11 protein-coding genes are annotated in these 12,781 nt (G+C 35.1%); all 11 read left to right on the top strand.

The genetic code is table 11. From position 1 onward, the window contains the following. Positions 1-342: 342 nt before the first annotated feature. A complete protein-coding gene (gene miaB, locus HLX49_RS15755; protein WP_077703912.1) occupies positions 343-1,920 on the top strand; it encodes a tRNA (N6-isopentenyl adenosine(37)-C2)-methylthiotransferase MiaB in 1,578 nt (525 codons plus the stop codon). A 2-nt stretch (positions 1,921-1,922) separates the two neighbouring features. Further along, complete coding sequence (locus HLX49_RS15750) at positions 1,923-2,351, top strand: YlbF/YmcA family competence regulator (protein WP_077703909.1); 429 nt, start codon at positions 1,923-1,925, stop codon at positions 2,349-2,351. A 246-nt stretch (positions 2,352-2,597) separates the two neighbouring features. After that, on the top strand, positions 2,598-3,161 hold the full coding sequence (locus tag HLX49_RS15745; RefSeq protein ID WP_073004920.1) for an outer spore coat protein CotE: 564 nt from the start codon (positions 2,598-2,600) through the stop codon (positions 3,159-3,161). Positions 3,162-3,400: 239 nt separating this feature from the next. Next, positions 3,401-5,992 carry a DNA mismatch repair protein MutS gene (gene mutS / locus HLX49_RS15740; RefSeq protein ID WP_296363075.1) on the top strand — a complete coding sequence of 864 codons (2,592 nt, stop codon included), beginning with the start codon at positions 3,401-3,403 and terminating at the stop codon, positions 5,990-5,992. Between the two features lie 90 nt (positions 5,993-6,082). Next, positions 6,083-7,993 carry a DNA mismatch repair endonuclease MutL gene (mutL, locus tag HLX49_RS15735; protein WP_296363073.1) on the top strand — a complete coding sequence of 637 codons (1,911 nt, stop codon included), beginning with the start codon at positions 6,083-6,085 and terminating at the stop codon, positions 7,991-7,993. 59 nt (positions 7,994-8,052) lie between these two features. After that, positions 8,053-8,499, top strand: coding sequence for a Dps family protein (locus tag HLX49_RS15730; protein WP_077706898.1), 447 nt, complete (start codon positions 8,053-8,055; stop codon positions 8,497-8,499). A 24-nt stretch (positions 8,500-8,523) separates the two neighbouring features. After that, complete coding sequence (gene miaA, locus HLX49_RS15725) at positions 8,524-9,462, top strand: tRNA (adenosine(37)-N6)-dimethylallyltransferase MiaA (protein WP_296363069.1); 939 nt, start codon at positions 8,524-8,526, stop codon at positions 9,460-9,462. A gap of 43 nt (positions 9,463-9,505) precedes the next feature. After that, positions 9,506-9,730: an RNA chaperone Hfq gene (hfq, locus tag HLX49_RS15720; protein ID WP_073004912.1), complete on the top strand. Its 225-nt coding sequence runs from the start codon at positions 9,506-9,508 to the stop codon at positions 9,728-9,730. 211 nt (positions 9,731-9,941) lie between these two features. Continuing rightward, the gene (locus tag HLX49_RS15715; RefSeq protein ID WP_296363066.1) at positions 9,942-10,868 is read left to right on the top strand and encodes an AAA family ATPase; all 927 of its coding nucleotides are present in this window, start codon (positions 9,942-9,944) and stop codon (positions 10,866-10,868) included. A 332-nt stretch (positions 10,869-11,200) separates the two neighbouring features. Further along, entirely contained in the window at positions 11,201-12,382 is a 1,182-nt protein-coding gene (gene hflX / locus HLX49_RS15710; RefSeq protein WP_296363064.1) for a GTPase HflX, read from the top strand. 173 nt (positions 12,383-12,555) lie between these two features. Continuing rightward, positions 12,556-12,781 (top strand): AbrB/MazE/SpoVT family DNA-binding domain-containing protein (locus tag HLX49_RS15705; RefSeq protein ID WP_296363061.1); only part of this gene is annotated, 226 nt, incomplete at its 3' end.

Genomic DNA, 12,781 nt, shown 5'->3' with positions numbered 1-12,781 from the left:
TTGGATTTAGGAACTTCCTAAGGGCAAGGGCAAGAATACTTCTTTTACATAAGTATAAAAAAATTGGAAGTCATGTTGGGTAGGGGAGATTCCATCTCACTCCACCCCAACATTTGACATAGAACCAAAAATGCGGTCTACAAATCTCTTATAAGTTATTGTAAAGCTAAAATTCTACTGTTTGACATTTTCCTAACCTATAGCAAAAGGCCAACTGTTGTTTATTTCGAATATAGCATTTATAATAAATGAATGAATGTAAACAAATAAGTCATCTGATAAAGTGAGTATTCATGACCCTAAAAGGTTATTGTGGTTTACACAAAATGAAAGGAGATTATTATGAACGAGCAACAACGTAAGCAACAAGCACAAATTAAGGAAACAAATCCAACGGACGTAAAATCCGGTATGGATAATATGGAGCGTATTAAAAATACTTCTAGTGAAGATTTGATTTCCAAGTATTTCAAAACAACTTATGAACCACCGAATTTAAATAAAGCACGTAAACGTGGAAGAGATAAAGTGAATGTCCATTACGATTTTTCTATTCCCGAAGACATGGAAAATATTGGGGAAGGAAAGAAGTTTTTAATTCGTACATATGGCTGCCAAATGAATGAGCATGATACGGAAGTAATGGCTGGAATTCTTACCGAAATGGGTTATACATCTACTTCTGAAACAAATGATGCTGATATTATTTTGTTGAATACTTGTGCAATTAGAGAAAATGCTGAGAATAAAGTATTTGGTGAAATTGGACATTTAAAAGCGTTAAAACGAGAAAAGCCAGATTTGATCCTTGGTGTTTGTGGTTGCATGTCTCAAGAAGAAACTGTGGTGAATCGGATATTGAAGAAACACCAGCATGTTGATTTGATTTTTGGTACTCATAATATACATCGGTTACCACATCTTGTGAAAGAAGCAATGTTTGGTAAAGAAAAAATCGTTGAAGTGTGGTCTAAAGAAGGTGATGTCATTGAAAACCTTCCAAAAGCACGAAAAGGAAAAATAAAAGCATGGGTTAACATTATGTACGGTTGCGATAAGTTCTGCACGTATTGTATTGTACCAATGACCCGTGGAAAAGAGCGAAGTCGTCTTCCGGAAGATATCATCCAAGAAGTTCGGCATTTAGCTGCTCAAGGTTATAAAGAGGTAACCTTATTAGGGCAAAACGTAAATGCTTATGGAAAAGATTTAGACGGCATGACATACGGTTTAGGTGATTTAATGGATGAACTTCGCAAAATTGATATCCCAAGAATTCGTTTTACGACATCACACCCTAGAGATTTTGATGATCGCTTAATTGAAGTATTGGCAAAAGGGGGGAATTTGTTAGATCATATTCATTTGCCAGTCCAGTCAGGCAGTAGTGAAATTTTGAAGAAAATGAATCGGAAATATACGAGAGAATCGTATTTAGAACTCGTTAGGAAAATTCGCGCAGCGATGCCGAACGCAACGTTAACGACAGATATTATTGTTGGATTTCCAAACGAAACGGAAGAGCAGTTTGAAGAAACGATGACCTTAATGGAAGAAGTTGGTTTTGAAGCAGCTTACACCTTTATTTATTCACCACGTGAAGGGACTCCTGCAGCTAGGAAGAAAGATAATGTTCCAGAAGAGGTAAAAAAGCAACGACTATATCGCTTAAATGAGCTTGTCAATAAGCAGTCTGCTGCGTCTATGAAAACGTATCAGGATCAAGTCGTAAAAGTACTTGTAGAGGGTGAAAGCAAAAAAGATCCAGAAGTTCTAGCGGGGTATACGGAAAGAAATAAACTCGTTAACTTTAAAGGACCAAAGGCTGCAATTGGGCAGATTGTAGACGTGAAAATTACAGAAGCTAAAACATGGTCTTTAGATGGTGTTATGATTGAAAATACAGTAGGGGTGAAATAACAATGGCAGAGTATACGCGCAAACAGGTGCTGGATGAAGCGAAAAAACTTGCGAATATGTTAGCAAATACAGAAGAAATTGAACATTTTAAGCAAGTGGAAGCGAAAATTAATGAAAATAAAAAAGTACAACAATTAATAACAAAGATTAAAGCATTACAAAAGCAAGCTGTTAATTTACAAGCTTATGAAAAACATGAAGCTTTAAAAAAAGTAGAGGAACAACTGGATATTTTTCAATCAGAAATTGATGCAATTCCTGTTGTACAGGAGTTTAAAGAAATACAAGTTGTTGTTAATGATGTTTTACAGTTAATTACTGCTACAATTGCAAGAGAAGTTACCAATCAAGTAATTGAATCTACAGGTGGCGATGTTTTAACTGGAGAAACAGGTTCGAAGATAAGAACAAAATCAGGTTGTAGCCATTAAAAAGTAAGTTTTAATCCGTGGGTTGCTATTAAAAAATGTAAGGTGCTGTTATCTGTTACTTGATTTTTTCTACAGACGCTGCACCTAAACGTCCAACTAGAGTTTTTATCTCTCAGTTAAAGCAACTAGTTGGTATTAACGCTGTTCGTTTTTACCTACTTCCTTTTCTATTTTTCTTTTCATTATGCACTTTAGGTATTTGTCTTGCATAAACTGACTATGAAAAAAGAGGAGGTAAAGGTAATTATGTCTTTTTTAGATAAAGAATATAGAGAGATCATAACGAAAGCGGTTTGTGGCAAAGGTCGTAAGTTCTCGCAAGCAACCCATTCCGTTACACCATCACATAGACCTTCAAGTATTTTAGGTTGCTGGGTTATTAACCATTTGTATAATGCAAAGAAAAAATCACAAGATACTGTAGAGATAAATGGAAGTTACGAAATTAACATTTGGTATTCGTATAATGACAACACAAAAACAGAAGCTATTACCGAGAGGGTTACCTACAGCGATAAAGTACCATTATCGATAAAAGATGAAAACTGCTTAAATGATGACTTTGATGTAATAGCCAAAGTTGTTCAACAGCCTAATTGCTTAAATTGTACAATTGAAAACAAAGGGCATAAAATAGTAGTAGAGATTGAAAGGGAATTTATTGTCCAAATTATCGGAGATACAAAAGTTGCAGTTCGTGTGGATCCAAAGCGTGAATATGTTGATGATGACGAAGATGAAGTTTGGGATGTAGAACTTACAGATGACGAATTGGAAGAAGTAGAACCAGATTTCTTAAACAAAGATTAACCGGATTACGAGGAGAAACCTTCCTCGTAATTTTTTTGGCTATCGAAAAGTATAAAATTTAGCTCTATCGTATAAGTAAAACGATGCCGTTTCATCACCGTAAGCTGGCTTGGTATTGATGATATGAAGCTTTTTTAAGGTTTATGCTGTTAGGGGCTCTTACTTGAATGATCGAAAGTACTGCTAATTGTATGCTATAATGACATAAGAATAATTTACGGTTTTTTGGAGGAACAAACATGGCAAAACAAACACCAATGATGAAGCAATATTTAAATATAAAAGAATCTTATAAGGATGCGTTCTTATTTTTTCGTTTAGGTGATTTTTATGAACTGTTTTTTGAGGATGCTATTCAAGCCGCAAGAGAGTTAGAAATAACGCTGACAAAACGGGATTCGAACAGTCCTAATCCTGTTCCAATGTGCGGGGTTCCTTATCATTCCGCGGAGAATTACATCAAAATTTTAATAGAAAAAGGCTATAAAGTTGCAATTTGTGAGCAAGTAGAAGACCCTAAAACAGCTAAAGGTGTAGTAAAACGGGAAGTGATTCAATTAATTACACCTGGGACGGTTATGGAAAAAGCCATGCTAAATGAAAAAGAAAACAATTATATTGCCAGTTTGTCTCATTTTGATAGCAGCTATGTATTAGTATATAGTGATTTGTCGACAGGTGAAAACCAACTGGCTTTGATTGAACATGGTTGGGACGGGGTAATTCATGAATTATATAATCAACCGATTAAAGAAATTGTTGTTTCCTCTAAGTTGCCTGAGGAATTACAACACCAGTTAAAATCGAGGCTACATGTTACTCTATCTTATCAGGATGAAGTGACCTTTAATGCAGAATATCGAAATTTATGTGAAAACATCGATGATGAAAGACTATTGACAGCTTTTAGCAGATTGTTAAATTATGTTCAACACACACAAAAGCGTTCGCTTGATCATATGCAACAAGCACAAGTTATTGCACTACAGCATCACTTATCATTAGATATGTATTCAAAGCGGAATTTAGAACTTACGGAAACGTTAATGAAAAAAGAAAAGTATGGTAGTTTACTATGGGTCCTCGATAAAACCGTTACAGCTATGGGATCCAGAATGTTAAAAAAATGGTTAGAGCGCCCGCTTTTAAACGCGCAGGAAATTGAAAAACGGCTTCATATTGTTGAAGGCTTTTATGCGCAGTTTATGGAGCGAGACGCAATAAGAGAAACGTTAAAATCGGTATATGATTTAGAAAGGCTTGCGGGACGAATTGCTTTCGGTAATGTCAATGCACGTGATTTACAACAACTGAAGAGTTCGCTACAAAGGATTCCGGTTCTGAAACAACTTTTACAACAATTCTCTCAGCAGGAACTTTATAAATTAGCAGACCATATATATATAGAACCCAAAATCATAGATATACTGGAAGCAAGCATCGTAGACGACCCACCTATTTCAATTAAAGAAGGCGGCATTATTAAAGAAGGTTATAACGAGCAATTAGATACATATCGAGATGCATCAAGAAATGGAAAGCAGTGGATTGCTGAACTGGAACAAAAAGAAAAACAAGCAACCGGTATTAAATCATTAAAAATCGGTTATAATCGCGTGTTTGGATATTATATTGAGGTAACGAAAGCTAACTTGCATTTACTTCCTGAAGGGCGTTATGAAAGAAAACAAACATTAACAAATGCTGAGAGATATATTACTCCAGAATTAAAGGAAAAAGAGCAGCTTATATTAGAAGCGGAAGAAAAGAGCGTCGAATTGGAATATCAACTTTTTATTGAAATTCGCGAACAAATTAAAGCGTTTATTCCAGAATTGCAACGTTTAGCTGAACAAGTAAGTTATGTAGATGTGCTACAAGGGTTTGCAACTGTGAGTGAATCTAACAATTATGTTCGCCCTACATTTGATAAACAAAAGTTGGAAATAAAACAGAGCAGGCACCCTGTGATTGAGCAAGTAATGGATGATGGCACTTTTGTACCTAATGATATTATTTTAGATGCACAAAATCATATTTTACTAATAACAGGGCCGAACATGTCAGGGAAAAGCACTTATATGCGTCAATTGGCATTAACTGTTATTATGGGACAAATAGGTTGTTTTGTACCTTGTGAATCGGCTCAACTTTTAATTTTTGACCAAATCTTCACACGAATTGGTGCTGCAGATGATTTAGTTGCTGGTCAAAGTACATTTATGGTGGAAATGCTCGAAGCAAATCATGCGATCGCTAATGCGACTGAACAGAGCTTGATTTTATTTGATGAAATTGGGAGAGGGACAAGCACATATGATGGAATGGCTTTAGCGCAGGCAATCATTGAATATATTCATAATCATATCCAAGCAAAAACGCTATTTTCAACACATTATCACGAACTGACAGATCTAGCAAATACGTTATCTCACTTAAAAAATGTTCATGTTAGAGCGGAAGAGCATGAGGGGAATGTTGTATTTCTCCATCAAATTAAAGAAGGCCCTGCTGACGAAAGTTACGGTATCCATGTAGCTAAGCTTGCAAACTTACCTGATAGTTTAATTACTCGTGCTAGTGAAATTTTAAAAGAACTAGAAGGAAACATGGAGGCTAAATCTGAAGTCAAAGCGAAGACGGAACAAGCTGCTTCTGTCGAGGGGACGGGACAATTGTCTTTCTTTGCCGAAGAAGAGAAGCCGGTTTCTAAACATAAGAATCAATATGAAAAAGTGGTACAAGAATTAAAAGACATAGATTTATTTGCTTTAACCCCTCTAGAAGCGATGAATATGTTATATCAACTGCAAAAAAAGGCACGAAAATAAAAATGTGATAGATTTACATTTTTAACCGAACCCAAAAACTATGATTATACGATGGAATAAACGAAATTTGCAGTAAAAGGAGTTATTTGCATGCGAATTATACAAATGCCAGATTCTCTCGCTAATAAAATTGCAGCAGGTGAAGTTGTTGAGCGTCCTGCATCCGTTGTGAAAGAGCTCGTTGAAAATAGTATTGATGCAAACAGCACTTGGGTGAAAATTGAGATAAAAGAAGCGGGTTTACAAGTTATTAAAGTAACTGACAATGGCGACGGGATGTTAGAAGAAGATTGTGAAACAGCATTCTTGAGGCATGCAACAAGCAAAATAAAGAATGAGACCGATTTATTTCACGTTCGAACCCTTGGTTTTCGTGGTGAGGCGCTTGCAAGTATAGCTTCTGTCAGCAAACTAACGGTCCAAACATCAACGGGAGAACACGCTGGTACTCGTTTAACTTTAGAAGGTGGTAAACTAATTGATAAACAGAAATCAGCTGCACGAAAAGGGACAGAAATTATGGTATCCGAGTTATTTTTTAATACGCCTGCACGTCTAAAATATATGAAAACCATTCATACAGAATTAGGGCATATTACAGATCTGTTAAATCGCTTGGCTTTGTCACATCCACAAATAAGATTTGAAGTCACACATAATGGGAAGAACATCTTTAAAACAGCAGGAACAGGTGATGTATTACAAGTTATTTCTCAGGTTTATGGAATGAATGTAGCGAAGCATATGTTACCTGTTAAGCACGAAACACTCGACTTTTCTATTGGTGGATTTATTGCAAAACCAGAAGTAACGAGAGCCTCTAGAAACTATATGTCAACCATTATTAATGGAAGATATATAAAAAGCGTTGCATTAAATAAAGCGATTATCCAAGGCTATCATACATTGTTGCCTATTGGACGTTCACCTATTGTTGTTCTTTCTATACAAATGGATCCTATTCTGGTAGATGTTAATGTCCACCCCACTAAATTAGAAGTGCGTTTTAGTAAGGATAAAGAATTATTTCAAGCAATTGAGCAAACCATTAAAGAAACATTTCGGGAAGCAACCTTAATTCCTGAAATGGAAAGTAAATCTGTACCTAAATCGAAGTCTATACAACATAGTTTTAATTTTACACCTTCTAGCTCAGAACTAGAACCGGATATTAGACAGTGGAATTACCCGGCTGGCGTTCGTGAACCAGTTGTTGAAAATAATTCATCTAAAGGGCTAAATGAGGCTGCTAGAAAGCAAGAAAGTAATCATATTGAGCTTGCTGACAACGAAATGGAGCCAACCCCCGTAGAGCGTGCACGTGAAATGCAGCAGGAAAAAGAGTATATAGATAGGAATGTGTGCACAGATACAGGTGAGAAAATAGCAGAACAAGAGAAAAACGAGAAAGTTGAACCACGTGTTCCGATTATGTATCCAATTGGACAATTACAAGGCACATACATTTTGGCGCAAAATGAAAATGGGCTGTACATGATTGATCAGCATGCTGCTCAAGAGCGAGTGAAATATGAGTTTTTTAAACAAAAACTCGGTCAGCCTATGAATAATTTGCAGCAATTACTCATTCCATTAACATTTGAATTTTCTAAAGAAGAAGCAATTTGGGTGGAGGCATATAAAGAAACATTACAAGCAGCAGGACTTTTTTTCGAACCATTTGGTCAACAAACGTATGTTATTCGTTCACACCCCAGCTGGTTCCCTGCTGGACAAGAAGAAGCAATTATTCGGGAAATGGTTGAACAGCTAATAAAAGATGAGAAGATTGATGTGGAAAAGATTCGAGAAGAAGCGGCCATTTTAATGTCCTGTAAACGTTCTATTAAAGCTAACCATTATTTAAATGATGAAGAAATGACACAATTACTTGAACATTTACGACAAACTACAGACCCATTTACTTGTCCGCATGGAAGACCTATTATCGTTCATTTTTCAACTTATGAATTAGAAAAAATGTTTAAACGTGTGATGTGAAAATGTATAAAGTTGCTTTCAGTTTACCATACTATGGAAAACTGGAAGAGGTGTGTATGGTGAAAAATCAACAGCTTGTAAATTTTCTTAATCAATTACTGTCTAATCAATTTGTTCTTTATGTGAAACTGCACCGATACCATTGGTTTATTCAAGGAAGCAATTTTTTAACTCTTCATCAGCAGTTTGAAAATATGTACTTGAAGGTAGCTCATGATATTGATGAGATAGCCGAGCGTATACTAATGATAGATGGCAAACCTTTAGCTACAATGGTAAAATATTTGAAAGAATCAACTTTAGAAGAAGCAAATGCAGATGATGAAGAACAAGAAATAATGCAGCAGTTGCTGCAAGATTTGCTGCAAATAATAATGGAAATTAAGACACAAGGGCTACCAAAAGCTGTAGAGTTAAATGACAGCCCTACAGAAGATTTACTTATTGATATACAAGGAGCGTTTGAAAAATATACTTGGATGCTTAGAGCGTATTTAAAACAGTAACGTGTGCATAATAGGGGAATACGAATGAAAAAAAAACTTATTGCTATCGTAGGTCCAACTGCGGTAGGTAAAACAAAACTTAGTATTGAAATAGCTAAACATTATAATGGTGAGATTATTAGCGGAGATTCTATGCAAATCTATAAAGGAATGGATATTGGGACTGCAAAAGTGACAAAGGATGAAATGAAAAACATTCCACATTATATGATTGATATAAAACGTCCCGATGAATCGTTCTCTGCGGCTGATTTTAAACAGTATGTAGACCATTACATAGAAATAATATCAGTCAAGGACAAGGACAAATTACCTATATTAGTTGGCGGAAGTGGTTTATATGTGCAGGCTGCCCTCTATAACTATAACTTTACAGCGTATCAGCGTAATAACGAGTTGATTAAAAAATTAAATAAAGAAATAGAGTTAAATGGCATCCAACCTTTGTATGAAAGGTTGAAGAAAGTTGATCCGCAACAGGCAAAAAAAATTCATCCAAACAACTATCGGCGTGTTGTGCGTGCGTTAGAAATCTATGAAACAACAGGAAAACGAATGTCAGAATACCAGCAACAGCAAAGTGGAAAGTCACCGTATGATTATAAAATCATAGGATTGGAAATGGACCGTGAAAAATTATATGATCGGATTAATAAGCGTGTAGATGATATGATAGAAAAAGGTCTGGTAGAAGAAGCTTATCAATTGTATAGTCGGGGGTATGCTCATAAACAATCTATGCAAGCGATCGGCTATAAAGAATTTCTCCCTTATTTCAAAAACGAAATATCTTTAACTGAAGCTATTGCAACATTAAAGCAAAATTCTAGAAGATATGCCAAAAGGCAATATACTTGGTTTCGCAATAAAATGGATGTATCTTGGTATGATGTTTCTAGTGTATCCATTGATGAAAAATTAAGAAATATTTTAGATGATCTTGCAGGATTTATTCAAAGCTAGGTCGAATTAATTATAGTATAGATAGAAATGAGGAGGAAGTATAATGGCTCAATCTGTAAATATTCAGGACCAATACTTAAATCAACTTCGTAAAAACCGTATAGCTGTCACAATTTTTTTAACGAATGGGTTTCAATTAAGAGGTGTTATTAAAGGATTCGACAATTTCACGGTTTTAATTGAAACAGATGGTAAACAACAATTAATTTTTAAACATGCTATTTCTACCTTTTCACCAGCTAAAAATGTCGAGCTGGAAAAGGAATAACTATAAAAAACGGATGCATATGTGCATTCGTTTTTTTATGCTATAGGAAAATATAAGTTTTAAGGTTTATAGTATAAGAAAAATCACAGCTTTGTTTCGCCATAAAAATTGGCGATAAATCTGATATTTTAAATTGTATTTTTAAAAAAATAGGCAAATGTCACACCTTTTGGATCGCGGCGTATACTAAATATTACTGAGGGGTGATGACATGGAAACACAATTTATAAGTAATCGAAATGGGCAAGTAAACATCATTTTAAAGGAAAAAAACACCTCGCATTTGACATATACAGAAAAAAAAGCAATGAACAAAAAAAACAACCCATTTAATCATATTGATGAGGCATTTGCATCGTTTGTAGGTATGAAGCAACTTAAGGAACGAATTAAAGAAATATATGCAACGGTCGTCATCAATGAAAAGCGAAAGCAGTTTGGGTTAGTGAATCATGAACAAGTATTGCATATGCTTTTTAAGGGTAATCCTGGGACAGGAAAAACAACGGTAGCTAGAAAGTTGGCTAAGCTATACTATGATATGAACTTATTATCTAAAGGCCATTTTATTGAAGCTGAACGGGCAGACTTGGTAGGAGAATATATTGGTCAGACAGCGCAAAAAACCCGCTCTATTATACAGAAAGCCCAAGGTGGCGTTTTGTTTATTGATGAGGCTTATTCACTTGCGCGTGGTGGCGAGAAAGATTTTGGTAAAGAAGCAATTGATACATTGGTAAAACATATGGAAGATTATCAGCATGATTTTGTGCTAATTCTTGCTGGTTATCCATACGAAATGGAACGATTCTTAACATTAAATCCTGGCTTAGAATCCAGGTTTCCATTTATATTAGATTTTCGTGATTATGAAGCTGGAGAATTGCTTTCAATCGCTAAACGAATGGCAGCAGATCGCGAGTATCAACTTACCAAAGATGCTGAAATAGAATTAAAAGCACATTTAATAAAAAAAACACGCACGAATAATCGTAACTTTTCCAATGCACGTTATGTACGTAACGTGGTAGAGAGTGCTATTCGTATGCATGCAGTTAGGTTGTTGAAGAATGAGCACTTTACTACAGATGATCTTATTTACTTAACAATTCAAGATTTGCAGTTAAAACTAAATTAGTATGCTGTTTATACGCATATAAAAGGATGGATGTTTATAGCCAAATACTTTTGTTGAAAACCTACACATTTAATTGAATAGTGAATTTCTTCACATGAAATTTAATGAAGGCTAAGATTGATTGGCTTAATTAGGTGCTGCTGTTAGTTCCTCAGATATTTAAGGTGAGATCTATGCAGCGCCTTTCATGTTGTATAGGAAAGTTACCTTTATCTGATATACAGTTGCTTTTATGAAGAAGAGTTGCAGAAGATGTTAATTTTGGGGATTTGCTTAAGATTTGTTATGATAGTTGGTAAAGAATTGCATGAAGAAAAGAGGTTCTGTTTGTAGTGAATGAAAAAGTAATCATTATTGCAGTAAAGCAACCGAAACAAACAAATCATCATTTTGAATCGTCCCTAGCCGAATTAAATTCATTGAGTAAGACTGCTGGTGGAGATGTTATTCAAATATTTACCCAAAATAGAGATAACATTCACCCTGGTACATATATTGGCTCTGGAAAATTAGAAGAAGTAAATGCTTCTATTCAGGAAGATCAAGTGGATTTAGTCATTGCAAATGATGAATTATCACCAATCCAACTTCGAAATATGAGTCAAGCTTTCGGTGTTCGAACGATTGATCGAAGCCAATTGATTTTAGATATTTTTGCTCAACGTGCTAGAACAAAAGAAGGAAAATTACAAGTTGAATTAGCTCAACTAGAGTATTTACTACCTAGATTAAGAGGGCAAGGGACAGCGTTGTCAAAATTAGGAGGTGGGATTGGAACAAGAGGCCCTGGTGAAACAAAATTAGAGACCGATCAGCGGCATATTCGTAGACGTATCCATGATATAAAGCAGCGTTTACAAACGGTCGCTAAGCAAAGGGAACAATATCGTAAGCGAAGAAAGACAAATGACGTCTTGCAAATTGCAATTGTTGGTTATACAAATGCAGGAAAGTCAACGCTTTTTAACCAACTCACAAATAGTACTTCATTAGAGGAAGATCAATTGTTTGCCACACTTGACCCGTTAACGAGGCAAATTCAACTTCCATCAGGAATGAATGTACTTGTTACGGATACCGTTGGATTCTTACAAGATTTGCCGACTTCTTTAATTGCCGCTTTTAAATCAACATTAGAGGAAGTAAAAGAAGCTAATTTTCTTATTCATTTGGTTGATGGCTCCAATCTTGATTTAAATCAGCAACAGGATACTGTTTTGCAATTATTACAAGAACTTCATGCTGATACGATTCCAATGCTTACAATTTATAATAAGAAAGATAAATGGGTGCAAGGTGTTATACCAATGAACCATCCTTATATGTTTATGAGTGCTTATCAGACAGAAGATGTACAACAGTTACTACATAAACTGGAAGCCCTACTAAAAGCTGATTGGTCATTTTATTCTCTAACACTAAGACCGGATCAGGGCAAGTTATTACAACAATTGGAGAAAATTATGGTTGTAATAAAGAGAGAAACTGTAAAAAGTTTTAATAAAAGAGCCTAGGAAATGGCAAAGAAAATCGTCTATTTCCTAGGCATTTTTGTTGAGTGAAAAGGAATATAGTGGAATTTATGCTTTGATAGGTAACGTGTTATAACCTTAAGTATACATTTCTTGCTTTTATTTTGTTTTTTTAGTAAGATGTAAGAAGTAAGACATCTGAAGGAGGGATTTTTATGATCGACCAAGTAACTCCTAAAACTTCTAAAGTTTCTAGTAAAGGACAAGTTGTTATTCCAGTTGAACTTCGTCGTAAATTAGGTTTACAAGATGGCGATCAAGTCACCATTGATGTTAATGATAATAATGAACTTGTTCTTAAAAAATTGCCAACTGCTTTAGATTGGCATAACTTAATTACGTCTATTCCTAATGAAAAGGTTGATGTTGATCAAAATGGCC

The sequence above is a fragment of the Virgibacillus sp. genome, from assembly GCF_013393565.1.
GTDB classification, from domain to species: domain Bacteria; phylum Bacillota; class Bacilli; order Bacillales; family Amphibacillaceae; genus Virgibacillus; species Virgibacillus dokdonensis.
Note: the sequence above shows the minus strand (reverse complement) of the source record. Positions and strands in the feature narration are given on the sequence as shown.